The sequence below is a fragment of the Agarivorans sp. QJM3NY_30 genome (assembly GCF_050870855.2).
Classification (GTDB): domain Bacteria; phylum Pseudomonadota; class Gammaproteobacteria; order Enterobacterales; family Celerinatantimonadaceae; genus Agarivorans.
Genome location: NZ_CP194038.2, coordinates 1,843,384 through 1,869,818, shown reverse-complemented (window position 1 = coordinate 1,869,818; position 26,435 = coordinate 1,843,384). Strand labels below are relative to the sequence as shown.

Annotated in this window: 21 protein-coding genes; 12 read left to right on the top strand and 9 right to left on the bottom strand. The window is 44.6% G+C overall.

Translation table 11 applies throughout. The features are described from left to right. Position 1: 1 nt before the first annotated feature. The 8 genes from fliG to gyrA form a co-directional block, all read right to left on the bottom strand. Positions 2–1,042, bottom strand: coding sequence for a flagellar motor switch protein FliG (fliG, locus tag ACRRSX_RS08575; protein WP_432453623.1), 1,041 nt, complete (start codon positions 1,040–1,042; stop codon positions 2–4). Continuing rightward, positions 1,032–2,726: a flagellar basal-body MS-ring/collar protein FliF gene (fliF, locus tag ACRRSX_RS08570; protein ID WP_432453624.1), complete on the bottom strand. Its 1,695-nt coding sequence runs from the start codon at positions 2,724–2,726 to the stop codon at positions 1,032–1,034. The genes fliG and fliF overlap by 11 nt, the downstream gene beginning before the upstream one ends. A 42-nt stretch (positions 2,727–2,768) precedes the next feature. Continuing rightward, positions 2,769–3,113 carry a flagellar hook-basal body complex protein FliE gene (fliE, locus tag ACRRSX_RS08565; RefSeq protein ID WP_432453625.1) on the bottom strand — a complete coding sequence of 115 codons (345 nt, stop codon included), beginning with the start codon at positions 3,111–3,113 and terminating at the stop codon, positions 2,769–2,771. 71 nt (positions 3,114–3,184) lie between these two features. Continuing rightward, the gene (locus ACRRSX_RS08560) at positions 3,185–5,434 is read right to left on the bottom strand and encodes a putative bifunctional diguanylate cyclase/phosphodiesterase (protein WP_432453626.1); all 2,250 of its coding nucleotides are present in this window, start codon (positions 5,432–5,434) and stop codon (positions 3,185–3,187) included. A gap of 359 nt (positions 5,435–5,793) precedes the next feature. Then, positions 5,794–7,023, bottom strand: a complete 1,230-nt coding sequence (locus tag ACRRSX_RS08555; RefSeq protein WP_432453627.1) for an EAL and HDOD domain-containing protein — start codon at positions 7,021–7,023, stop codon at positions 5,794–5,796. 156 nt (positions 7,024–7,179) lie between these two features. Continuing rightward, a complete protein-coding gene (gene aroA, locus ACRRSX_RS08550) occupies positions 7,180–8,460 on the bottom strand; it encodes a 3-phosphoshikimate 1-carboxyvinyltransferase (protein WP_432453628.1) in 1,281 nt (426 codons plus the stop codon). A gap of 71 nt (positions 8,461–8,531) precedes the next feature. Continuing rightward, the gene (serC, locus tag ACRRSX_RS08545) at positions 8,532–9,626 is read right to left on the bottom strand and encodes a 3-phosphoserine/phosphohydroxythreonine transaminase (protein WP_432453629.1); all 1,095 of its coding nucleotides are present in this window, start codon (positions 9,624–9,626) and stop codon (positions 8,532–8,534) included. A 140-nt stretch (positions 9,627–9,766) separates the two neighbouring features. After that, on the bottom strand, positions 9,767–12,478 hold the full coding sequence (gene gyrA / locus ACRRSX_RS08540; protein ID WP_432453630.1) for a DNA topoisomerase (ATP-hydrolyzing) subunit A: 2,712 nt from the start codon (positions 12,476–12,478) through the stop codon (positions 9,767–9,769). Between the two features lie 205 nt (positions 12,479–12,683). Between gyrA and ubiG the strand changes: the two genes are divergently transcribed. The 7 genes from ubiG to ACRRSX_RS08505 all read left to right on the top strand — a co-directional run bounded on the left by ubiG (position 12,684) and on the right by ACRRSX_RS08505 (position 19,896). Then, positions 12,684–13,415 (top strand): bifunctional 2-polyprenyl-6-hydroxyphenol methylase/3-demethylubiquinol 3-O-methyltransferase UbiG, encoded by a 732-nt coding sequence (gene ubiG / locus ACRRSX_RS08535; RefSeq protein ID WP_432453631.1) that lies wholly within the window; start codon positions 12,684–12,686, stop codon positions 13,413–13,415. Continuing rightward, positions 13,405–14,079: an HAD family hydrolase gene (locus tag ACRRSX_RS08530; protein ID WP_432453632.1), complete on the top strand. Its 675-nt coding sequence runs from the start codon at positions 13,405–13,407 to the stop codon at positions 14,077–14,079. Before ubiG ends, ACRRSX_RS08530 begins: the two co-directional genes overlap by 11 nt. Before the next feature lie 289 nt (positions 14,080–14,368). Continuing rightward, the gene (gene nrdA, locus ACRRSX_RS08525) at positions 14,369–16,654 is read left to right on the top strand and encodes a class 1a ribonucleoside-diphosphate reductase subunit alpha (protein ID WP_432453633.1); all 2,286 of its coding nucleotides are present in this window, start codon (positions 14,369–14,371) and stop codon (positions 16,652–16,654) included. Between the two features lie 47 nt (positions 16,655–16,701). After that, complete coding sequence (gene nrdB / locus ACRRSX_RS08520) at positions 16,702–17,832, top strand: class Ia ribonucleoside-diphosphate reductase subunit beta (RefSeq protein WP_432453634.1); 1,131 nt, start codon at positions 16,702–16,704, stop codon at positions 17,830–17,832. After that, on the top strand, positions 17,832–18,119 hold the full coding sequence (yfaE, locus tag ACRRSX_RS08515) for a class I ribonucleotide reductase maintenance protein YfaE (RefSeq protein WP_432453635.1): 288 nt from the start codon (positions 17,832–17,834) through the stop codon (positions 18,117–18,119). The genes nrdB and yfaE overlap by 1 nt, the downstream gene beginning before the upstream one ends. Positions 18,120–18,622: 503 nt before the next feature. Continuing rightward, positions 18,623–19,453, top strand: coding sequence for a hypothetical protein (locus tag ACRRSX_RS08510; RefSeq protein ID WP_432453636.1), 831 nt, complete (start codon positions 18,623–18,625; stop codon positions 19,451–19,453). A 92-nt stretch (positions 19,454–19,545) separates the two neighbouring features. Beyond that, on the top strand, positions 19,546–19,896 hold the full coding sequence (locus ACRRSX_RS08505) for a DUF3802 family protein (protein ID WP_432453637.1): 351 nt from the start codon (positions 19,546–19,548) through the stop codon (positions 19,894–19,896). A gap of 19 nt (positions 19,897–19,915) precedes the next feature. On the opposite strand, the gene ACRRSX_RS08500 is transcribed toward ACRRSX_RS08505, so the two are convergent. Further along, positions 19,916–20,833 (bottom strand): LysR family transcriptional regulator, encoded by a 918-nt coding sequence (locus ACRRSX_RS08500; RefSeq protein ID WP_432453638.1) that lies wholly within the window; start codon positions 20,831–20,833, stop codon positions 19,916–19,918. A 169-nt stretch (positions 20,834–21,002) separates the two neighbouring features. Between ACRRSX_RS08500 and ACRRSX_RS08495 the strand changes: the two genes are divergently transcribed. The 5 genes from ACRRSX_RS08495 to ACRRSX_RS08475 all read left to right on the top strand — a co-directional run bounded on the left by ACRRSX_RS08495 (position 21,003) and on the right by ACRRSX_RS08475 (position 26,300). Beyond that, positions 21,003–22,223 (top strand): pyridoxal phosphate-dependent aminotransferase, encoded by a 1,221-nt coding sequence (locus tag ACRRSX_RS08495; RefSeq protein WP_432453639.1) that lies wholly within the window; start codon positions 21,003–21,005, stop codon positions 22,221–22,223. 121 nt (positions 22,224–22,344) lie between these two features. Then, the gene (locus ACRRSX_RS08490) at positions 22,345–23,646 is read left to right on the top strand and encodes an anti-phage deoxyguanosine triphosphatase (protein ID WP_432453640.1); all 1,302 of its coding nucleotides are present in this window, start codon (positions 22,345–22,347) and stop codon (positions 23,644–23,646) included. Between the two features lie 490 nt (positions 23,647–24,136). After that, complete coding sequence (locus ACRRSX_RS08485; RefSeq protein WP_432453641.1) at positions 24,137–24,586, top strand: CBS domain-containing protein; 450 nt, start codon at positions 24,137–24,139, stop codon at positions 24,584–24,586. Between the two features lie 486 nt (positions 24,587–25,072). Next, the gene (locus ACRRSX_RS08480) at positions 25,073–25,690 is read left to right on the top strand and encodes a MarC family protein (RefSeq protein ID WP_432453642.1); all 618 of its coding nucleotides are present in this window, start codon (positions 25,073–25,075) and stop codon (positions 25,688–25,690) included. A 31-nt stretch (positions 25,691–25,721) separates the two neighbouring features. After that, positions 25,722–26,300: an ACP phosphodiesterase gene (locus tag ACRRSX_RS08475; RefSeq protein ID WP_432453643.1), complete on the top strand. Its 579-nt coding sequence runs from the start codon at positions 25,722–25,724 to the stop codon at positions 26,298–26,300. Positions 26,301–26,435 lie beyond the last annotated feature (135 nt).

Sequence of the window (26,435 nt, the reverse complement as noted above, 5' to 3'; positions counted from 1 at the left end):
ATTATAAGAACTCATCACCACCGCCACCACCAATCATAATTTCGCCAGCTTCGGATAAGCGGCGAGCAATACCAAGGATTTCTTTCTGCGCGGTTTCAACTTCACTGACTTTAATTGGGCCCATCGCTTCCAAATCATCTTTTAGCATTTCAGCGGCACGTTTCGACATGTTATTAAAGATTTTCTCTTTCAGCCCATCATCGGCACCTTTCAATGCTTTTTGTAGTAACTCACCAGGAACATCACGCAGCAAGGTTTGAATACCACGATCGTCGATATCGACCAAGTTCTCGAAAACAAACATCAGATCTTGTATTTGCTGCGCCATCTCTTCGTCGCTGTCGCGGATCGAATCCATGAGCATGCCTTCCATGTTGGTATCGAGGAAGTTCATAATATTGGCTGCCGCCTTCAAGCCGCCCATTTTGGCCGCTTGAGCTCCAGCTTGCCCTGCAAACTGTTTTTCCATGATTTCGTTTAATTCGGTTAAGGCAGCGGGTTGAACTTCTTCCAAGTTGGCAATCCGCATCATTAAATCAAGCCGTACTTTCTCGGCAAATTGCGACATAATCTCAGCCGACTGCTCAGCTTCAAGATAAGAGAGAACAATGGTTTGAATTTGTGGGTGTTCATTTTGAATGATATTCGCCACTTGACGCGCATCCATCCATTTCAGAGAGTCCAAGCCCTTAGCACCACTGCCCATAATAATTTGGTCAACCAGACTGGAGGCGCGATCTTCACCTAAGGCTGCCGTAAGCGCCTTACGTACAAAGTCTTGACTGCCAATTCCAATATTGGTGTATTTCTGAATGTCGTCGATAAATAAACGATGCACCGCAACCACTCGCTCATGGGAAAAATCCTCGAGCGATGCCATTGCCATCCCCAAACGTTGTACTTGTTTGGGTTCTAAATGGCGGAATATGGTCGCTGCGTCATCTTCATTTAAACTCAGCATCAGAATCGCGGCTCGCTCAATGCCGCTCATTCCTTCCAGAACGACTTCTGGATCCATATCATTTTCATTTTCATTTGGCATCGTTAATTACCCAGTCTTTGATTACCATCGCGGCTAAGTCAGGTTCATTCGCGACCAAGGCTCGCACCGCTTTTAACATGTCTTCATCTTTATGTAGGTCCGGTAGTTTAAGCTGTCCATCACGGATCCCAAAATCTGTTTCGGTATTGTCGGCCGAAATCAATTGTAAATCATCATCATTTTCATAAGCTGCAAGTGCCGCATCTAAATCAGTTTCAGCATGCTCACTCTCTTCACCGCTAGAAAGAATACGATTTAACATCGGACGAACCACGGCCACAATCAATACAATCAGAACTAATACACTGCCCGCAATCCGCATTGCTCGCCAAAACCATGCCTGCTCCCATAACGGCAAGTCAGCTTCGCTTAATATTTCAGGTCGAGTAAATGGTACGCTCACAACCTCGAGTGTATCACCACGGCTTAAATTGAAACCCACGCCACCTTGCAACAAACGGCGAATGCTAGCGAGCTGTTCTGCAGAACGTGGCTCACGTGTCGTTTCACCACTGTCAGAAACTTGACTATTATAGTCCAATGCCACCGAAACACTCACTCGCCTCACCACCCCCACTTGAGAACGGGTATGACTAATTGTTGTATCCAGTTCATAGTTACGCGTGGCCTCTTTGTGACTACTTCCAGACTGAGTTTGTGCATTTGCGCCACCTGCTTGTTCTGGGATCTGTGCAGCGACTGGTGGTTGATTGGTTAAGGCTCCAGGGATCCCTATCGCGCCAGCACCAACATTATTATTTTCAACCGTGAATTCACTACGAACTGCCGGTAAATCGGGGTTATAGCGCTTCTGCGTTTGCTCTACAGCAGTGAAGTCTAAGGTCACATCAACTTCAGCTGTATAATTACCTAAGCCTACAACGGGGATCAAAATAGCGTCAATCTTGTTTTTATATTCAGATTCGCGCTTACGCTCCATTTCAAATTCTTTACGAGTACGCGAAGATAACGGATCTTGACTGCCAGAATTTAACAAACGGCCATTATGATCGGTCACCGTCACTCGGCTTGGAATAAGACCCTGTACCGCTGAGGCGACAATATCAACAATCGAATCGATTTCTTCTTGCACCAGACCATTATTATTACGCAGGCTGAGAACCACGGTGGCAGAAGGTTTTTGCTCCTGACGGGCAAATACATTACTTTTGGGAATGGCCAATAGAACTTGAGCTTTATTCACCGACTTCATTTGTTCAATGGCTGTCGCCAACTGACGTTCGCGACTCAGTTTTAAACGCTCACCTTCTAAACGCTGACTGACACCAAAGCCCATATCATTGAGCAGAATTTGCTCTCCAGCTGGCGCAGCCTCACTCAGCCCTGAGCGACGAAGTTTTAACTTAATATCTTGGTATTGTTCAGCATTGACTAATACCGAGTTACCTTCAATGGTATAAGGTATTTTTGCCTGATCGAGAAAATCAAGGGTCTCAACCAGTTCATTGGTGGTCATGGTCCCCAGTGGTCGCATCTCTGGTTCTTTCGCCCACATCAGCAAAAACACCGCCATTGCCAAACATATTGCGAGGGCCAAAATCATAATAATTTGGCGCAGAACATCACCGTTACTCAAAAATGATAGTGCAGAACTCTGTTGTTCCGTTGCTTCTAAATTATCACTATCGCTATCGGAGCCTAGTAGTGCTTGTTCTTGACTCATTGCGTTACTCCCTTCGCTCGCCACAATATACTCCTAGTCCCATTAAACGGGCATAGACATAATTTGTTTGTAAGCATCAACTAATTTATTTCTCACCTGCACCGTTGCGTCGAAAGCAATACTGGATTTTTGACTAGCAATCATCACATCACCAATACCAACGTTACGATCGCCTAAATCGAAACGGGTTCGTAAATCATTGGCATTCGACTGTAAGCCATTCACATTATTAATGGCGTCACTTAATAAACTGCCAAAGTCACTATTAACTTTTGAGAGGCCTAGCGGTGCGTTAGCTTGATTTATATCCTGAGCAATACCGCCAGTTTTCATTTCACCGGCCATTGATTGGAGTTCGCTAAATAGATTTGCTGACTCAACTCTCATGATTTCCCTCTCCCGCCAGATTAATGGCATTTATCGTTGTTACTCAAGGGAAAGCAAAAGGCGAGCCAAGATTAACTACCCACTAAACGAAGCGGCTCCTTCAAGTGGGGTTTAGGTAAGTAATGTTGTACAAAATCAACCTCAGCTTGCGGTCTGGCAAAAAAGAAACCTTGGGCTTGCTCACAACCCATCACCGACGCAATATTGGCTTGATTCTGCGTTTCAATACCTTCGATTAATACTTGGAATTTCATGCTACGTGCAACCATAACCATCGCTTTAACAATATGTTGATCGGACAGGTTATCTTCCAAACCACTCACAAAGGCACGGTCAATTTTCAACAAGGTGACTGGTAGGTGTTTCAGATAGGCCATAGACGAGTAACCGGTCCCAAAATCGTCAATCGCAATTCCAAAACCCGCATCTCGCATTCGTTGAATGCTTGCCTTCGCTTCGTCTGGTTGTTCCATCATGGCAGATTCAGTAATTTCAATACAGATCCGTTGCGGATTCACCTGCCATTGCTGGGCATAACTAATCGCGATTTTCTCCGCATGACCTAAAGACACCGTTGCAGCGGAAAAGTTAACGGATAATTTGAAGTCTTTCGCCAATTGACTTGCGTAGCGCGCCATGAACCGCATCGCATTCTCAAACACCCATTTATCTAATTGCAGCACTAAGCCTGTTTCTTCAGCGACAGGCACAAATTCATCAGGAGAAATCGCCCCCCCATCGGTAAACCAGCGCAATAATACTTCAGCGCCGATCACTTGGTTCGAAAGCAAGCAATACTGAGGTTGATAAAATAACTCCAATTCATCATTGGCAATCGCTTTACGTAATTTAGATTCAAGGGTCAGTTTAACGAGGCTTGCCTGACTAAAGTCGGGATGATAACGGCAGATACTACTGCCATCTTTTACCGCATGATTTAAAGCGGTAAATGCATTTGCCAGTAAAGCATCGCTGTGGATCGCATCTCGACCAGGATGAAAACAGCTATAGCCAACATGACAGCGAGTTAACAACTGTAATTGCTCTAAACGTAACCAACCTCGACAGCTTTGAATGATCTGTTTGGCGATCGCAATGACTTCTTTATCACGATTCACCGTTGGTATCGCCACCACAAAATAATGATGATACCAATAACCGAGCTGAGCCTCCGGATAATGCCGACGCAAACTCTTCTGTACGCGCTTAGCATATGCTTCTCTAGTTACTTCTCCGAGATGTTGGCCAAAGTTCTCAAATACTTCGTTTTGCCGCGGAAAATCGAACATCAGCACCGACATAGGTAAAGCATCATCTAACCAATCGGCAATTAAGCGGGTCATATGTCTTCGATTTGGCAGGCCCGTTACCTCATCATGATTTTTCCAATAGTCTAATTGCTCACGTAACAGGGTGGCTTTGTATTTTAGGCGATGAAATTTTTGCTGGATGAATAGGAAACCAGCACCAATCACGATAAACAGTAGCAATAACCCGAGTCCCCACCAATAAGATACGGTGTTACTTGGCTGGGTCGTTGCGACAATCGATTGCCATCGGTGGTAACTCTGCTGGCTAAAGTTTGGCTCAAGGGAGTTCAGACCGCGGTTAAGCAAACTCACCAACATTGGCCAATCATCACGAACGGCGAATCGATGTTCTAGATCTTGGTCAAACTGAAAGGCTTGTTGCATATGCCATTGTGGCATTGCTCGAAGTTGTGCGGCGACCTCGTCATTTCCTGCGACGATCGCCACCACTTGTTGTTGTGCTAATGCCTGCATCGCATCGAACAAGCGAGTAAATGGCTGAAGACTTAGATTGGGAAACTGTTTCGCGACAATTTCATGAGCACTACTGCCCATCACCACCGCCACCTTCTGGCCAGATAACTGTTCAACAGAACTAAAACGGGCATGATTTAAGTTTTGGTAGGCAACCAGAGTTTGCAGCTCGGTGGCTTGGGTATAATGAACAAAAGGACTTAGCCGATGATGACGAGGTGCGCTACTAAGCATATCTACCTGACCTTGCTGCAAAGCAAGCACTGCAGAGGAGATGCTAGAGAACACATGATAATCAAAAACTAAATGGGTTTGTGAAGCTAACTGGGCCAACATATCAACCGCATAGCCCTGAGCTTGTCCCTGAGGGTCCGAAAATTCCAAAGGAAGTCGCTCAGCAACCACCGCAACTTTCACCTTTGGATGATCTTCGAGCCATTGATATTCACTGGCATTGACTATATAGGCATGAGCACCCAACGACCAACAACAAGCTACCACTAGCAACGTTAAAGATTTAACGAGGCACCACTGCAAACTATTTAGCTCCTAAAAATTCCCGCTGTCTCGGCATTCTATGCGCCAAGTACAAATATTCTCTATGCAGCTTACCAAAATCAATCAAATATTATTTGATTTATATGCAATAAAAACCAAGTAAAAACCCTATTAATGTTTGCTAACTCACAAATTCAATAAGCGAGCCAAAACTTCACACCACTATGACTAGGACTATCGTGAGGTTTCTTTTCACTATTCGCCGATTGGAGATCCTCGTTCGAACCACCATCAATGGTGATAGAAATCGAAAGTAGAATCGATCATTACCGATAATCGTTTCAAGGTATTCTTTTATAAAAATGAAGCTGTTTTTTCATCAAGACCTAAACTTCATTTCATGCTGTTGGACTTAACAAAGATTGAAACTCTTCGCTCCATAGCAGCGCTTGCAAGTTAAATTGTTCAATATCCAGATAATCGATCTCTAACTGCTGAGCCAAACTTTCGCTCAAGGCCCAATTGCCCTGTTCGTAGGATTTTATCGTGAGCAACATGATACCTAACACAGATGACTGCCCACTACATAGTGCAGCCTTAATGTCTTGATCCAATGGTAAAGCACCAAGAATTTCACTCAATGGCTTATCTAATATCGCATCTAATAAAGAAAATAAGCCGCATAAAAAAGCACTGTCTCTATTGACCTGTGATAGACGGTTTGCGACCAACTCACAAAAACGAGCCCGATGTAATGACATTCTCATCAACTCTCTGGGCTTATGACTAACGGTCATTGCGTTAGCCAGTATCGCAACTAACTTACGTAATTGAGCATTTCCAACGTATACGACCGCTTGTTTGATCGATACGATATTTCGCACAATTGGCTGGTGACTCGAATTCACATAACGCAATAACTTGTAAGCTAAACTAGTGTCTCGCTCGAAATAACCGACCACTTCATTCACATTAACCTCGTCTTTGCTGGTTGCATGAAATAGTCGAGAGATCACCTGATAACTGGCATCCAGCTCCTTAGATTGGCGCATTTCGGGCCGACAAAAATAAAAACCTTGGAAGAGGCTGAAACCTAAAGCTCTCGCCTGCTGATATTCTTGCTGAGTTTCGATCTTCTCCGCTAATAAATTGATACTTTTATAGTTATTGATAACAGCAAAAAAAGACCCTAGTTGATTCAAGGGTGTTTTTCTTATATCTATCTTTATTAAACAGACCAGTTTAAAAAATGGTTCCCACTCAGGATGATAAATAAAATCATCTAAAGCTAAACGATAACCACTGCGAACCAAGTATTGACAACGCTTGTATAGCCTTTTACTGGGTTTTGCTGATTCCAGAATTTCAATCACAACCTGCTGTTTAGGCAGCAAACAGACAATATCTGAATAAAGGCTATCTTCTGAAAAGTTAATTAAGGCTGGTCTTCCTTGAGTGATTTCCTGTAAACCCTGATTTAACTGGGTACGAATAATCAACCTAGAAGTGGCTTCATGGGGGTCTATATTGGGAAATACATTCTCTGGCCCATCACGAAATAACAATTCATAGGCAGCCACTCGCTGACGACGATCTAAGATCGCCTGTCTAGCTGTATATACATTCATAGTATCCATTACCGTTTTTGCTGCATTTTAGTGTTGGCTTTTTGCCTATTTAATTATTAAACCCACCAAGGTGAGTCAAAATGCAGATATAAAAAAAGAGTCACAAAAAAGTGACCCCTTTAGACTAACTAAGTTGTAACAATTTAGCGACCTTTTTTACGAGCTAAGCTGTTGCAAACGTTCAAAATAGTCAGGGAAAGTTTTAGAAGTGCATTTCGGATCGTTAATCGTCACCGCGCTGTCACTCAGAGCCACCAGAGAGAAACACATCGCCATACGGTGGTCATCGTAGGTATCGATTGCTGCATGCTTGATTTTTGCCGGTGGCGTCACTTCAATAAAGTCTTCACCTTCGACAACCGTGGCACCCACTTTACGCAACTCAGTCGCCATTGCACTTAAGCGGTCTGTTTCTTTAACACGCCAGTTGTATACATTGCGAATACAAGTGGTACCGCGAGCAAATAACGCCGTCGTAGCGATCGTCATGGCAGCATCGGGAATATGATTCATATCCAGATCCACCGCCATTAGCTCACCCGGGCGCGCGATAATATAATCATCGCCCCATTCAATATCTGCGCCCATGGCCGACAATACATCGGCAAATAACACATCACCCTGCATCGATTTCTTGCCCACCCCTGTGACTTTTACCTGACCACCTTTAATCGCGCCGGCCGCTAAGAAATAGGAGGCAGAAGAGGCATCGCCTTCAACCAGAAACTCGCCGGCAGCACGATACACCTGCTGGCCTTTGACCACAAAACGCTGATAGTTATCATTTGCTACATCGACCCCAAAAGCGGCCATCATCTTCAAAGTGATATCAATATAAGGCTTGGACACCAAATCGCCAATAATGGTAATTTCAACGTCAGCTTGAGCATAGGGGGCGGCCATCAGGAATGCGGTTAGAAACTGGCTGGAAACCGAGCCATCGATGCTCACTTTGCCACCCTGCAAACCGGTACCATTGATCTTCAGCGGCGGGTAACCTTCACTCTTCAAGTAATCGATGTTGGCACCCACTTGGCGTAAAGCATCGACTAAGGCGCCAATCGGTCGCTCTTCCATGCGAGGCTCGCCAGTCAAGCTAAATTCCCCCTCACAGAGACATAAAGCGGCACACAGTGGGCGCATGGCTGTGCCGGCATTCCCAAGGAACAACTGCTCAGCCTGCTCCGTCTTAAAGGCACGTCCTAAACCCGTCACCGTGCAACGACGTCGATCGTCAGAAAGCTGATAAGACACTCCCAGGGTTTTCAGCGCGTTTAACATATGCCGAATATCATCGCTATCGAGTAAGTTGTTAAGAACCGTTTCACCTTCGGCGAGAGCAGCTAACAGCAATGCTCGGTTCGACACACTCTTGGAGCCTGGAAGGTTAATTTCACCGTCAACTTGTGAAATTGGCTGTAGGGTTAATTGTTCCATTTATCTATTATCTCTACTTCTTTAGTGCCAATAGACTGGCTTAATTGCTTGATAAAATTGCCAGTGTTTGGCTAGCCTTGCGGATGACGCTGTGCAAAATCGGCCATAAAGGCCACCAGCGCTTGCACCCCTTCAATGGGCATCGCGTTATAAATACTGGCGCGCATGCCACCCACAATGCGATGTCCTTTCAGAGTCATCAAACCTGCTTGTGCCGCTTCACTCAAAAACAGTGCATCCAACTCGGGATTATCCAGTTGAAAGGGAATATTCATCTTTGAACGATTCTCTGGCGCGACCGAGTTGTGGTAAAAGTCACTCGCATCAATAAATCGGTATAATAACTCGGCTTTAGCGGCATTTTTTTCAGCCATAGCGCTTAAGCCACCTTGCTGCTTCAACCACTTAAACACCAAGCCAGCCAAGTACCAGGAGTAAGTCGGTGGCGTATTAAACATCGAATCACTGGCCGCCAATACGCTGTAATTCATGATACCTGGGGTGAGTGAATGAGCTTTATCCAACAGATCTTCGCGCACGATGGCAATTGCCAAGCCCGAAGGGCCGATATTTTTTTGTGCGCCAGCATAGATCAGTCCATAGCGGCTAACATCGATAGGCTGAGACAAAATGGTAGAAGAAAAATCCCCCACTAAAATCATATCTCCCACATCTGGAGTCTCTTCGATGGCGATCCCTTCAATGGTTTCGTTGGGGCAGTAGTGAACATAGGCAGAATCTTTATCGTATTGCCATTGAGAGCTGTCTTGCACTGAAACCTGACCATGCTCATCCACAGCCAGTGCATCAAACACCTTGGCTGCCGCGTGTTTCTCACCTTCGACAACGGCACTTTTCGACCACTGTCCGGTGGTAATATAACTAATACTGGTTTTATCCCCAAGCAGGTTCAGAGGGGCAGCAGCAAATTGTCCACGCCCCCCTCCCTGGCAGAATAGAACTTTATAATTATCGGGAATCGCCAGTAAATCGCGGAGATCTTGTTCGGCCTCGGCAGCCATCGCGATATATTCTTTACCTCGATGACTCACTTCCATGACCGATACCCCTAAACCTTGCCAATCGCAAAACTCAGCTTGGGCTTGTTGCATCACAGCCTCTGGCAACATCGCCGGGCCTGCACAAAAATTGTAGATTTTTCTCATGCCTATCTCTTTGTTATGTTGTGTTCGACCACTGCAGTGGTTCATTTTATACCGCCTGTAATAGGCTATACCAATGGTTTGGCGGGTCTCTCAAACAAAAACGAGCGACCGAAGCCGCCCGTTTATGTTATAGCCGATGACTATTCGGCATCAGTCTCACTGGCCGCCGAATCATCTTCGGCAGCGGCTGAGTTATCGTTGTCGAGGGAAGCCTCAGCGTTTTGCTCCGCTACTTCACCATCGGCTAAGTCTTCAAACTCTGCCTCTTCGATTTCGTCAATCCGTTGTAGACCAACCACCTTTTCACCTTCGGTAGTACGAATTAACGTTACCCCCTGGGTATTGCGGCCAACCAACGAAACTTCATGGACCCGAGTACGAACCAAGGTACCACCGTCGGTAATCAGCATCATTTCTTGTAGTTCGGTCACCTGCACGGCCCCCACCACTAAGCCATTCCGCTCACTCACCTTAATCGATACCACACCTTTGGTCGCGCGGCTCTTCGCCGGATATTCATCTAAACGAGTTCGTTTACCATAGCCATTTTCGGTGGCGGTTAGAATGTCTCCGTCTCCATTTGGCACAATCAACGAGACTACTTTCTGACCGGCGTCAAGCGAAATCCCACGAACCCCGGCAGCGGTACGACCCATTGGACGTAAGGCCAACAGCTCTTCACCGGTTTCAGGATCGAGTTTCACCGCACCCGTCTCACTATCCCGTTGCTTCTCGTTAAAGCGCACCACTTTACCCGCATCAGAGAACAACATGATTTCGTTGTCACCATTGGTGATATCAACGCCAATCAGCTTATCGTCATCATGCAAGTTAATCGCGCGGATACCGCTGGATAATGGCCGCTTAAAGGCGGTTAACGGGGTTTTCTTAACGGTGCCATTCGCCGTTGCAAACAAGATGAATTTGTCTTCTTGATATTCACGAACGGGCAAAATCGCGGTAATTCGCTCATCATCACCCAATGGCAGTAAGTTGACAATCGGTTTACCACGCGCTTGACGACTCGCCAGCGGCAATTGATAAACTTTAATCCAGTACACTTTACCGACGCTTGAGAAACACAAGACCGTATCGTGGGTATTTGCCACCAGCAACTTCTCAATGAAGTCTTCGTCTTTCATCTTGGTGGCGGCTTTGCCTTTACCACCACGACGCTGTGACTCATATTCGCTCAAAGGTTGGTATTTGACGTAGCCTTCATGGGAAAGCGTCACCACCACGTCTTCTTCATTGATCAGATCTTCAATCGACAGATCGGAGCTATTCGCTGAAATTTCGGTGCGACGCTCATCACCAAATTGCTCGCGCACTTCAATCAACTCGTCGCGGATCACTTCCATCAAACGAGTCGGGGTATTCAAGATATGCAACAGTTCAGCAATCAGATCTAATAAGTCTTTGTATTCTGCAATGATCTTCTCATGCTCAAGACCGGTCAAACGATGCAAACGTAATTCGAGAATAGCTTGTGCCTGAGTCGGTGTGATGAAATATTTTCCATCTCGAATACCAAACTCGGCCTCTAGCCAATCAGGACGAGCCGCATCATCGCCTGCACGCTCGAGCATCGCCGCAACACCACCTAAGTCCCAACCTTTAGCAAGTAAAGCCGTTTTTGCTTCGGCTGGAGTCGGAGAGGTTTTAATCAGCTCGATAATTTCATCGATATTGGCTAGCGCGATCGCTAGACCTTCGAGGATATGCGCACGATCACGGGCTTTACGTAATTCGAATACCGTACGGCGTGTCACAACCTCGCGGCGGTGACGAATGAAGCATTCGATCATCTCTTGAAGATTAAAAATCTTCGGTTGACCATTATCCAAGGCAACCATGTTCATGCCGAAGGACACTTGCATCTGGGTTTGTGAATATAAGTTGTTTAATACAACTTCGCCCACTGCATCGCGTTTCAATTCAACCACAATACGCATGCCATCCTTATCGGATTCATCACGTAATGCAGATATACCTTCCAGTTTTTTATCTTTTACTAACTCGGCCATCTTCTCGATCAGTCGAGCCTTGTTCACCTGATAAGGGATCTCATGAACAATAATCGTTTCTTTGCCGGCCTTGTCGGTGACGACTTCCGCTTTCGCTCGAATCGACACTTTACCGCGACCAGTTCGATAGCCTTGAATAATGCCTGCGCGGCCATTAATAATACCCGCGGTAGGGAAATCCGGCGCAGGGATATATTCCATCAATTCGTCGATGGTGATCTCAGGATTTTCGATCATTGCCAAACAACCATTCACCACTTCGGTGAGGTTATGTGGTGGAATGTTGGTGGCCATGCCCACCGCAATGCCCGAAGCTCCGTTCACTAACAGGTTCGGGATCCGAGTCGGCAACACCGCAGGAATTTGCTCGGTACCATCGTAGTTGGGGACGTAATCAACGGTTTCTTTTTCTAAGTCAGCCAGTAAAGAGTGCGCCAACTTATCCATACGGATTTCGGTATAACGCATTGCTGCAGCTGAATCACCATCAACCGAACCAAAGTTACCTTGCCCATCTACCAACATATAACGTAAGGAGAACGGCTGTGCCATCCGCACAATTGTATCGTAAACGGCACTATCACCATGGGGGTGATATTTACCAATAACATCACCGACCACACGGGCAGATTTTTTGTAAGGCTTATTCCAATCGTTACCTAGTACATTCATTGCGAACAACACCCGGCGATGCACAGGTTTTAAACCATCACGTACATCTGGTAAGGCGCGTCCAACAATCACGCTCATGGCATAATCAAGGTAGGAACTTTTCAGCTCATCCTCAATATTGACAGGCATGATCTCTTTTGCAAGATCGCTCATAGACGACAAAATCCTTCGTTTTTATTGCTTGTTACAATTACTCAGCGTAATCGAGAACTTTACCATAAAACCGACGCCTTAACAGGCCTGATGTCGCTCTTTTCTTTTAGAAAAATGAAAAACTACCGGAATTCAACAAAAGCTTGTGGCTAGGATGAACAAGTTCTTATAATACTTATAAATAATGACTTGGATAAAGAGACCAATGGAACAGCCAAATAACAGCCAAAATGTTGACCACCAAGAAATAGCACATTTTGCAGGCTTAGCCTCCCGTTGGTGGGATGAACAAGGGGATTTTAAAACCCTGCACCAGATCAATCCATTACGTCTCGACTATATTGAGCGGGGAGCCAAGGGACTATTTGGCAAGCAAGTCCTCGACATCGGTTGTGGTGGCGGAATATTAGCCGAGAGTATGGCCCTGCGAGGGGCTGATGTGACTGCGATCGATATGGGGCAAGAGCAAATTGAAGTCGCCAAATTGCACGCCTTAGAAACCGGGGCACAATTAACTTATCTGCAGACCACCGCCGAACAGCACGCCGAACAACAGCCTGCCCAATACGATGTGGTGACATGCATGGAAATGCTTGAGCATGTGCCCGATCCAAGCTCGGTAATTGCAGCATGCGCCAAATTGGTCAAGCCCGGCGGTTACCTCTTTGTATCAACCATCAATCGTACCCCAAAAGCCTACCTGTTTATGATTCTGGCGGCAGAAAAACTGCTCAAGCTGGTTCCCAACGGAACCCATCAGCATGATAAATTTATCCGTCCTTCAGAGTTGCTCAGCTGGGCTGATGAGCACAGCCTACAAAGTCAGGCCATTACCGGGGTACAATTTTACCCAGTGATTGAGCACTTTCGCTTAAGCCCTAATGTCGATGTGAATTACATGTTACAACTTGCCAAGCAGGATCAGGATGAACAATAAACTTGCGGTACTATTTGATTTAGATGGTACTTTATTAGACACCGCGCCTGATCTTGCAGCGGCCGCAAATCATGTACTAGCGCAGCACCAGCAACCACTCATTAGTTTAAGTGATGCTCGAACTTTAAGCTCCCATGGTGCCATGGGGCTACTGGGTTTTGGTTTTGGCGAAAGTTGGCATCAACAAGAGCAAACCAAACTGCGTCAACAATTACTCGACTTTTATCAGTCGAACATCTGCATCGACACTAATTTATTCCCTGGCATTCAGCAAACCTTAGCCTACTTAGATGCAACATCTACACCTTGGGGGATCGTGACAAACAAACCTGAAAGTTTAAGTCGGCAGTTACTTGCTTACTTTACTGAGTTTGCGAGCTGTGCAACGCTAGTCGGAGGCGATACGGTTAGCCAGCGGAAACCGCATCCGGAACCCATGTTACATGCCTGCCAACAACTCAAAGTAGCAGCACAGCATTGTTTGTATGTTGGCGACGCTCTGCGTGACATCGAAGCTGGAAACAACACCCAGATGACGACTATTTTAGCCGAATGGGGCTATATTTCGGAAAATGACAATATCCACACTTGGCAAGCCGATTTACACTGTCAAAAAAGTGAGCAACTTGAACAGCTAATCGCCAAACATTTGGCTAAATTATAAACCGCTTCAAGTTTTCATAAAAATAAATAATTTTCTATTTTTATAGCAAAAAGAACTTGCATTAACGCCACGCTAACAAAGTCACATGGATAGCTAGTTAGTAAGCACTAACATATAGCAATTATCCGCATGTTATGCACAAGTTCTTCATTTTTCCAAGTCTTGCGAAATCGACAAAACCTCATTATCTTGTATCAAATAAATTTATAAACACTATATCTAGTAGTCAGGCAATATTTGCCATACTAGACAGCCAGTAGCACAAAATTAGGATATAGGCCCTCCATTCATGAATACAGATCTACTGATAACCAAACGTAGCGGTAAACAAGAAGCCATTAATTTGGATAAAATTCACCGAGTGATTACATGGGCCGCCGAGGGCCTTAAAAATGTATCCGTTTCACAGGTCGAACTAAAATCACATATTCAATTCTACGATGGTATGGCCACCAAAGATATCCATGAAACGATTATCAAGGCGGCTGCAGATCTAATTTCTCAAGAAACGCCCGATTACCAATTTTTAGCCGCTCGTTTAGCAGTTTTCCACTTACGAAAAAAAGCCTACGGTCAGTTTGAACCACCGAAGCTTTACGAACATGTGGTCAAACAATGTGAAGCGGGTCTTTATGACATGCATTTGCTGAAAGACTACACCGTGGAAGAATTTGCCCAAATGGATGAGTTTATCGATCACTGGCGCGATATGAACTTTTCCTATGCAGCAGTAAAACAACTGGAAGGTAAATATCTAGTACAAAACCGCGTCACTGGCACGATCTACGAAAGTGCCCAATTTTTGTATATCCTAGTAGCAGCCTGTTTATTTGCCCATTATGACAAATCAGTTCGCTTGGATTACATTCGCCGTTTTTACGATGCGACCTCTTTATTTAAGATTTCCTTGCCAACACCGATCATGTCGGGAGTACGCACCCCAACCCGTCAATTCAGCTCCTGTGTATTGATTGAGTGTGGTGATAGCTTAGAGTCCATCAACGCCACCGCATCATCGATTGTAACTTACGTATCACAGCGCGCAGGGATCGGCATCAACGCTGGACGGATCCGCGCCTTGGGTAGTGAGATCCGTGGGGGAGAAGCCTTCCATACTGGATGTATCCCTTTCTATAAGTATTTTCAAACGGCGGTTAAATGCTGTTCACAAGGTGGTGTGCGTGGTGGCGCTGCAACTATCTTCTATCCATTCTGGCATCTCGAAGTCGAGTCACTATTAGTACTCAAGAACAACCGAGGCGTTGATGATAACCGAGTTCGTCATATGGACTACGGGGTGCAACTGAATCGGTTAATGTACCAACGTTTGGTGAAGGGTGAAAACATCACTTTATTTTCGCCCAGCGATGTACCGGGTTTATATGATGCATTTTTCGAAGATCAAGATACCTTCGAGCAGCTTTATCTAAAATACGAGCAAGACGCTAGTATCCGTAAACAGGCGATTAAAGCCGTTGATTTGTTCTCTTTATTGATGCAGGAACGTGCTTCTACCGGACGTATTTATATTCAAAACGTCGACCACTGTAATACTCATAGCCCATTTGATCCGGCTCAAGCACCAGTTCGTCAATCAAACCTTTGTTTAGAGATTGCACTGCCCACCAAACCGTTACAGCATGTGCATGACGAGAATGGTGAAATCGCCCTATGTACTCTATCGGCTTTCAATTTAGGGGCGATTGAAGATCTCAACGAATTGGAAGACTTGTCAGATCTTGCAGTTCGAGCCTTAGATAGCTTACTCGATTACCAAGACTACCCCATACTAGCAGCGAAAAAAGGGTCATTTGGCCGTCGCACCTTAGGGATTGGGGTCATTAACTATGCCTATTATTTGGCTAAGAATGGTTCCAAATACAGTGACGGTAGTGCCAACAATTTAACCCACCGCACCTTTGAGGCAATCCAGTACTGGCTGTTAAAAGCATCGATGCGTCTTGCCAAGGAGCAAGGTGCCTGCCCGATGTTCAATGAGACCACCTATGCGCAAGGTATTCTGCCCATCGATACCTATAAAAAATCGTTGGATCAATTAAGCAACGAGCCGCTGCATTACGATTGGGAAGAATTACGCCAAGAAATAACCACTTACGGCTTACGTAACTCAACCTTATCAGCCTTGATGCCATCGGAAACCTCCAGCCAAATTTCCAACGCGACCAATGGCATTGAACCACCACGCGGTTACGTCAGTGTAAAAGCCAGTAAAGACGGCATTCTAAAACAAGTGGTGCCTGACTTTGGAAACCTCAAAAATAGCTATGAATTACTTTGGGATATCCCAAATAATGACGGTTATTTGCAATTAGTGGGTTTAATGCAAAAGTTTGTTGACCAAAGTATTTCGGCTAATACTAACTACGATCCATCACGCTTTGTGGGTAATCGAGTCCCCATGAAAATCTTGATTGCCGACCTGCTAACCGCCTATAAATATGGCGTAAAAACTCTGTATTATCATAATACTCGTGATGGCGCTAGCGACCAGCACGATAATATGAAACCCGAGCCAGAAGATGATGATTGCGCCGGCGGTGCATGTAAAATTTAAGCCAAGTTTACGCGCTTAGGCGCAAAGAATTGTTAGGAATAATGTAGATGAACTACTCAATTTTTACCCAAACAGCCAACGATGCCACCAAAGAACCCATGTTCTTTGGTCAGCCGGTAAACGTGGCTCGTTATGACCAACAACGTCATCCTATCTTTGAAAAATTAATTGAAAAGCAATTGTCATTTTTCTGGCGTCCAGAAGAAGTGGATGTCAGCAGAGACCGCATCGATTATGCAAAATTGCCCGCACATGAGCAGCATATTTTCATTAGTAATTTAAAATACCAAACCTTGCTTGATAGTATTCAAGGACGCTCTCCCAATGTCGCTCTATTGCCTTTGGTGAGCCTACCTGAACTCGAAACTTGGATAGAAACATGGGCTTTCAGTGAAACCATCCACTCGCGGTCGTATACCCATATTATTCGTAATGTGATGGGAAATCCCGGTGAAGTCTTTGATGACATCATGGAAAACGAAGAAATCATCAAACGAGCCAATGACATTGCACTATATTACGACGATTTAATTCGAGCCTCTTCAATGTATCACCTCTATGGCGAAGGAGAACATCTGCTCGATGGCAAGCCTTACACCGTCTCACTTCGTGAGTTGAAAAAGAAACTCTACCTTTGTTTAATGTCGGTTAATGTACTTGAAGCAATTCGCTTCTATGTAAGCTTTGCATGTTCTTTTGCCTTTGCTGAACGTGAACTCATGGAAGGCAATGCCAAAATCATTAAGCTCATTGCCCGTGACGAAGCTCTTCATCTCACAGGCACCCAGCACATGATTAATTTAATGCGCGAAGGGAAAGACGATCCTGAGATGGCCGAAATAGCGGCCGAATGTGAGGTAGACGCTTGGCGGATGTTTACCGATGCAGCTGAACAAGAAAAACAATGGGCCAAGTACCTATTTAAAGACGGTTCAATGATAGGTTTGAATGAAGAGATCCTCTGTCAATACGTTGAATATATAACCAATAACCGAATGCAAGCCGTGGGTTTACACCCTTGCTTTGAAGACCGCAGTAACCCGATCCCTTGGATAAATTCTTGGCTAGTTTCAGACAATGTACAGGTCGCACCACAAGAAGCTGAAATCAGTTCCTACCTCGTCGGACAAATTGACTCAACCATTGCAGTCGATGACTTTGAGGATTTTGAGCTGTAATGCCGCATCAAGAAGGCCGAGTGATCGCTGATGGTATTGAGGTGGTGGTTGATAGCCACCATCGCAGTATTCTAGAAGCCTTTGAGCAGGCAGGATTTAATCCTGAATATCATTGTCGAGAAGGTGTCTGCGGCGCTTGTAGAAACACCCTATTAAAGGGGGAAGTTGAATATTCCACGCCCCCTTTAGCCAATATTCCCCAAGGCCAAGTCCTCACCTGTTGTAGTAAACCCAAAGGAAGGATCGAATTAGCGACGCGACCTCCGGTCAAACAAAAAACCGCCTAAAATAACGAGCATAATATTTAAAGTTGGGGCATTCGCCCCAAGCAGTCAGCTAATTGTTAACGACGAAACGATGACTTTAAAATAAGAACCGAATCAATCGCCACGCGACGCGCAATGATTCATGCCGGCACTAGTTTTCTCAAACGCTGCTTTGCCTTAAATAATTAAACAGCAAGTTTAAATAATCACCAAACGCACGCGGCCTTAGTCGGCCATAAGTTCACACTACAAGGTTGTAAAATTTGTCCTGTAAAGAACTTTAAATTGGCAATTCTGCTAGACAGCTTGTTGGCGTGCTAACACGACGTATGCGCCGAGTTTAAGCTAGCTAGAAAATTCACCGAGAAAAGAAGATCAAGCGCTGCCAAGTAAGACGCTATAATTCTAAATAGTCCTTTAGTTTTTTGAAAAACAACAGATAAACACACTATGGCTATTATTTTCTAGTTTACGAGGCAGTTATGATCATTCGACGGCAACCATTGATTGTTATGAGTAGCAGTATGTTAATACTCATGGTTGCATTAATTGCCTGGAAGGTATTTAACATCGAGCCATTAGATGAAACCGCCATTTGTCGTGCCGCCATTGCAACTCACTATTTGCAGCGCCAACTGGGACAAGTTCAGGCATTACCCGATTATCCTCAACAATATGTTAGTGCCAACCAGATCGGTGATAAACCTAAGTCCGTAGATTGCCAAATTAGTGGTCGGCTGATTAGCTTAAGTGAACAACAGCACGCGATTGCCAACCTATATTTTGAGCAAAAGCGCGATCAACTGGCGATTATCGTCCCCCGGCATGCGGCCCCTAACCGAGTAAGAGTGTTTACTCGAGAACAATTCAACTTTCCCAAATTACGGCTGGCTAAACATGACTTAGCCACTGGGATCCATGAAATGTACGGCGAAGGTTTTGATATCAACCAAGTGATCCAACAAACCGTAGGCTTACTTAAAGCGAATCATATCTGCGGTCAACTAGAACGCCAGCAGCAATTGAAGCTGTCTCCTGTCCCTATTCGTGATAGTTATTTTAAACAAGCCCACAAGCTGACGCCTTACCTGATTAATTTAGTACAGCGTTCCCCCCTAAATGTGGAGCAAATACAAAAAACTAAACAACAAATCGTCGACTTAGAACAGGCATTTGCACAGAACACAAAATCCTTAGTCAATTGGCTACAACAAACTGAAAGCACAGCTCCCATAGACAAGCGTTTGTTAGAATATCATTTAAGCGATCTAAAACGGGCGAATCCGAGACTTTATCTACCCAATTCTTGTAATCAAGCCTATATTCAGTCTGCTGAGTTAACTCAGACCTTATAGAGCTAACATATTTGTTCACTGACATTTTTTTTAAGTCATATTTCGTTATACACTAAACAGATAAAGATAAAGTTGAAGAGGGAAACAGAACGATGGTAACTGATAGTGAAGGCTACGTTCAGCTAATTGGCTTCTTAAGTGACAATCTTGCGTTATTTGAACATACGCAGGCACAACAGAATCCGTTAACAATATGCGATTATGTCACTGAAAAGTTATCTGACAACGTGATGTTAGTGTGTCGCCAACACGAGCACCTCGATAGTGAACATCGCTTCACCGTTATTCGCGAAATGGACGCGGTGATGAATGACTTAGAACAAGTCTTATCTGGTGTTTGGATGAGCAGTCCAACCCAGCAGCAGCAACAGTTTATCGATGAATTTGTGGGCCTTATCAAGAATATGTTCGATAATCAATTGATTGCCATCGACCCCATCTAATAACTCAATAAAAGCCGTTTTAGACTATCGGTTTGATCCCCTCTAAATGGCTAAAGCAATGCTCGCGGGCAATGTCTAGAAAGGCTTCAATGTAGGCACTATCTTGATGACTTTGAGCTCGGGCTGCGTAAAGGTTTTGCCACAATGTTCCATCCCCTAAGGGGCGGGTCACGATATAACCTTTATTAACATATTCAGTTAATGCCCAATTGGGCAATACCGCAACTCCCCGGCCACTGGCAACCAACTGCATCATCATGATGGTCATATCAACTTTACGGATCGCCAAGGGCTCCACACCAGCGGGGTCCAAAAACAAATTAAAGAGGTCTAAACGATGACTATCCACAGGATAGGAAATTAGCACTTGCTTGGAAAAATCTTCCGGTTCGATGATCGGTTTATTCACCAAGGGATGATTAGGACTTAACGCTAATGTCGGTTGATAGGAGAACAATGGCCAATAACTAATCCCTTCCCACACTTGGGGATCAGAAGTAATCACTAAGTCCAACTGCCCCAACGCAAGTTCGGGTAAGGGTTCAAAACTAAATCCGCTGCTAAAGTCCAATTCCACATCTGGCCACAAGCCACGATAATGATCGATAGCGGGCATCAACCAATTAAAACAACTATGACACTCAATGGCGAGATGCAGCCGCCCAGCCTGACCGCCAACTAGACGGCTCAATTCACGCTCTGTATGCTGTACCTGTTCTATAACATTATCGGCCAAGTCTAATACTCTTAAACCCGCCATGGTAAAGCGTAATGGTTTGGTCTTTCGGACAAATAGTTTAGCGCCAATACGTGATTCAAGATCTTTGAGTTGATGAGATAAAGCGGACTGAGTTAAACATAAACGCTGAGCGGCAACCACCAAGGAGCCACTTTCTCGAAGCGCTTGTAAGGTTTTTAAATGCTTGAGTTCTAACATAGTCTCACAATGAAAAATCTACTATAAGTAGCAGTTTATCATCAACTCATCGCACAAAATCGCATCAGCCATAAAAAATTCTAAAAAAGTATAAATACTCATCGCAAAGGCTTGCAAGCAAGCTCAAAAAATAAGTTAATAAGCATATCCATCTAAGGCTGTAACTATCATGTATCAAATAGCGAAATCCCATAAACTCGACAATGTCTGTTATGACATACGAGGTCCTGTATTAAAGCAAGCCAAACGCCTTGAAGAAGAAGGTCACCGTGTACTGAAGTTAAATATTGGCAATACTGCAGAGTTTAATTTTGAAGCGCCTGAAGAAATTCTAGTCGATGTGATCCATAACCTGCCGACAGCTCAGGGTTACTGCGACTCCAAAGGTTTATTTTCGGCCCGTAAAGCAGTAATGCACCACTACCAGTTACAAGGACTACGTAGCACCACCCTCGAAGATATTTATCTCGGTAATGGCGTTAGTGAACTCATCGTGATGGCGATGCAGGCACTGCTAAATAACGGCGACGAAATGTTAGTCCCATCACCCGATTACCCGCTATGGACAGCTGCCGTAACCTTATCTGGCGGTAATCCAGTTCACTACGAATGTGATGAACAAGCAGGTTGGTTTCCCGATATAGACGATATCCGCAGTAAAATTACACCTCGTACCAAAGGCTTGGTGGTGATCAACCCAAATAACCCAACAGGAGCGGTATATAGCAAAGAAATTCTTCTCGAGCTGGTTGAATTGGCGCGTGAACATAATTTGATTCTATTTGCCGACGAGATCTATTCTAAAGTTATTTATGATGATGCCTTACACATCCCGATGTCGACATTATCTGACGACGTGCTCACCTTAACCTTTAACGGCTTATCCAAAGCTTATCGCGTATGTGGCTTCCGTTCTGGTTGGTTACTCGTTAGTGGTCCGAAACATCGCGCGACGGACTACATCGACGGTTTAGACATGCTGGCATCGATGCGCTTATGTGCCAATGTGCCCGTGCAACATGCAATTCAAACAGCACTCGGCGGCTATCAGAGTATCAATGAATTAATTGTTCCCGGGGGGCGTTTATATGAACAACGCAACCTTGCTTGGCAACTGCTGAACGATATCCCAGGAATTAGCTGCGTAAAACCCAAAGGCGCAATGTATCTATTTCCAAAACTTGATGTGGAAAAATTCAACATTAAGGACGACCAACAATTTGCCCTAGATTTGTTGCAGCAGGAAAAGATATTAATTGTACAAGGTACTGGCTTTAACTGGTCCAAACCTGACCATTTTCGGATTGTTTTTTTACCTCGAGAAGAAGAGCTAAGGGAAGCAATAGGAAGAATTGCAAATTTTTTAGATGGCTATCGGCAAGTCGATTAAAGCTCTCGGCTGAAAATAGTAAGGCACTTTTGGTGCCTTTTTTTTGCTTAAAATTAAGCACATACTATTTTTACTAAAGGTAGTGTAAGGTAGTGAATGTGTAGTAGTGGGAGCCCACCAAATGAATGGACTGTTCGAACAAGATGGCATAGCAAGATTTGTTGAAGAACAAAATCAACGACGCAATGATCATCGCACTCCTTGGCAACGAGATCGAGCGAGGATCCTTCATTCTGCAGCGTTTCGTCGTTTACAAAACAAGACTCAGGTGCTCAGCATCGGCAGTAATGACTTTCACCGAACCCGCTTAACTCATTCGCTGGAAGTATCGCAGATTGGTACAGGCATTATCGGCCACATTCACTCCTTAAAGGACCTACCACATCACTTTTTACCCGAATTAAATCTCATTGAGAGTTTATGTCTCGCTCATGATATCGGCCACCCTCCCTTTGGCCATGGTGGAGAAGTCGCGCTGCACTATATGATGCGTCATCACGGGGGATTCGAAGGCAATGCCCAAACCTTTAGGATCTTAACTAAATTAGAGCCGTATACCGAGTCGAATGGCATGAACCTGACGCGACGAACTCTGTTAGGTATTATCAAATACCCATGTTTATTAAGTCACTTACAGCGCCAACCACTGCCTCAAGAAGCCAAAAGCTTCCGTCAGTTAAAGGTTGCAGATTGGACCCCTGCGAAAGGGATCTATGATGACGACCGTGAATTATATCACTGGGTCCTTGCCAGCTTTAGCTTAAACGATCGCCAACGTTTCGTACAAAGTCGCGAGGTGAGTAGCCAGCAACATCGTAAGAGCAGCTTTAAGTCTTTAGACTGCTCCATTATGGAACTAGCCGACGACATCGCCTATGGTGTGCACGACCTTGAAGATGCCATTGTCATGGGTATTGTCAGCCGCCACGATTGGCAAGAACAAGTCGCCTCGGCGATTGCCGATATCAAAGATTGCTGGTTAGCCGATGAAATTGGCGAGTTATCCGTAAAACTATTCAGCCAACATCACTATGATCAAAAAGATGCGATAGGCAGCTTAGTAAATGCCTTTATCACCTCTATCAGGCTTCGTCATCAACAACTGTTCGACGATCCATTATTGGACTTACAAGCCGCCATGGAGCCCCCCATGGCGCAAGCCTTAGACGTACTTAAGCGTTTCGTCTTACATTATGTCATTCAAACCCCTGAGATAGAAATGACCCGTTTCAAAGGCCAACAAGTCGTCATGGAGCTATTTCAAGCCTTTGCCAGCGACCCTGAGCGCTTGTTGCCACTAAATACCCGAACCCGTTGGCTACAAGCAGGCGAAAATGGAAGTAATCAAGCACGCGTGATTGCTGATTATATTGCGGGCATGACTGATGACTATGCCAATCGTCTCTATCACAAACTGTTTTAGCCATCATTCAGCAGAAATAAACGAGAACACTCGCGCAAATCGAGTGTTCATTGGCAGTTTTATCACGACTCACGGTAGGCAGACTTCATAGCCTACCGTTAAGCCCTGTTTCATAGGGAGCAAGTAAACAATGCTCAACCAAGCCCTTCGGCTTGCTCACCTATTCCCTGTTATTTCATGATGTATCTAGCGAACACCGCTTCCTACCATCGACCTCACTAAAGCCAATAACAAGCAGCCCGGTAATCCCCCCAAAAACCATCACCAAAGCTCGAACCAGCAACAAAGATCAGAAGTAAAACGAAGGGAATGAGCAGTAGATATTCATCAATTTAGCAAGATAATTCACGATATTTTCATCGCTTTTATAAGCAACACCACAAGTCTGTACCGCACCTTGAAAAAGCACAAAATTCGTTGATTTTTATCAACCCAAATTCACCGAGAACCTCTAGATTTAAAGAAGAGATGACAACCAGAGGTGCTCGTTATGATTAAAATTGCAGACATCATGACTACTACGCCACACACTTGCACTGAACAAACTACCTTAGAAGAAGCGATTAGTCTGTGTAAGGAATTCAAAATTCGCCACCTACCCATCCTCGACAAGCAACAGCAACTGGTCGGTTTAGTCAGTGAACGAACCTTACTCGCCGCGCAAGAATCATCATTAACAAAAACCACTCCAGAACAAAGACGAGCCCATGAACAACAAATCATGCTAAAACATATCATGATTACCAAGTTACACACCGTATCCGCCGAAGCGAGTGTTGAGCAAGCCGCTAAACACATTGAACGACATCGTATCGGCTGCCTCCCCGTCGTAGAAGGTAAACGGTTATTAGGCATAATTACTGATACAGATTTTGTTGGTGTAGCCATATCCTTGCTAGAAATGTTAGCGGAACAAGAACCGCAAAACACCGAAGATTAAGTATAATTACTACATAGTTCATTGTATTACTTTGGATTTTCACAAAAATGACTAAAAAAGAATAAAAATTAAGTAAAAAAATTACAATAAAAGTTGTTTTGTGATCTATATCACGGTATTCTTCATCACATAAATCGCGAGGTGCTTCCATCCTTTAGCGTCGTATTCAGTCGTTTCGAATAAGTCGATTTATGGGGCCGCTAATCGCCCCTGCTATTTAGCCTCCAGCAATAGCCCGTATTAGCCATTCCTTATGTTTTTTTCCAGCCTAGTGCTGGATTTTTTTTAGCTCGAGAAAGGCCTAAAGCTCTGTTAATCTGTCTTATTTCAGCTTACGATATTTTGGCAACTCTGTAAGAAAGGCTAGCAATTGAGAAACATGAACTGACTTCACCAATCGCCGACCTCTCTCGCCACAAATCAAAAACTTCGGTCGCGAACCACCTTGACCGTAAACGCTATCTTCTTCAGCGATAAGGATTTCAGATGAATGAATTGACCCAACACGCCATTACGGTATTCCTCGGCTTCTTTGCCATTATGAATCCTATTGCAAATACCACAGTATTTATCGGATTAAGCGGTCAGTTAGCTGAAAGACAGCAAAAAGCCATCGCAATTAAAGCATTAATGGTCTCATTTTTTATCATCTTAGCCTTCGCATTATTAGGTAAAACCATTTTCCACATGTTTGGAATTACCCTCCCAGCACTCAGGATTACTGGTGGCATCTTAGTTTTTCTCATCGGCTACAATATGCTCCATGGAGAACATTCCGAAATGCATAAAACCTCAGAGGAAAGCGATACAGATATTGCAATATCGCCTTTAGCAGTACCTATTTTGGCTGGCCCAGGAACAATTGCCACCGCAATGAGTTTTTCAGCTTCAAATGCTTGGCAAGATATTGCGATAACCGTAAGCGCATTTGCTCTATTGTGCTTGATCACCTTCGTGTTCTTCATTTTTGGACAAAAGCTAGAAGCCTTGCTCGGAAAATCAGGGATCAATATTATTACTCGATTAATGGGTCTGATCTTAGCGGTTATTGGTTGCCAAATGCTCATTGAAGGGATCTATGGTGCTATCGGTGCGTATCATTAATGAATAACACCACAGACATCAGTTTCACAAAATGAACTATCTCGCGCATTTCCACATTGCTCAACAAACGAAGAGTTCGATTCCCGGTGCATTGTTAGGTGACTTTGTCAAAGGTAAGGCCTGGAAAAATTATCCACTGTTTGAGCAACAAGGTATTTTACTGCATCGACATATCGACAGCTTCATTGACCAGATGGTGATCAAAACCGGTTTACAGCATTGTTTTCGACCCAAGCTACGCCGCTATGCTGGGATCGCTCTCGACGTATATTTCGACCATTTACTCAGTCAACATTGGCAAGATTTCTCGATACTAAACCGCAGCGATTTTATTCAGCACTGCTATCAGCAACTCGCTAACTTCCCCTTGCCAGCCCAGGCAAAGCTTACCGCACAGCGGATGCAACAATACGATTGGTTACATCAATACCATCATCGGGCCAGCTTGGGCCGAACACTTGAAGCTATTAGCCAACGCCTACGCCGCCCGGCACCACTCGTGCTCATGGCCCATGATTTAGAACAACACGCCACTGATATTGACGCGGTCTGTTTGGATTTATATCGCCAAGTATTAGTTCAAGCTAACCACTATTTACAATCGACATAAATCAAACTCACATATACTCGGCGCCAAATGACTAACGCGAGTTAGTGATACTCAACTTGAACCTCACAGCGCTTCAATCAGAAAAGGCAGCCAAAAGGCTGCCAAATTAACGAACAACGTCAGTTAAACTGATCT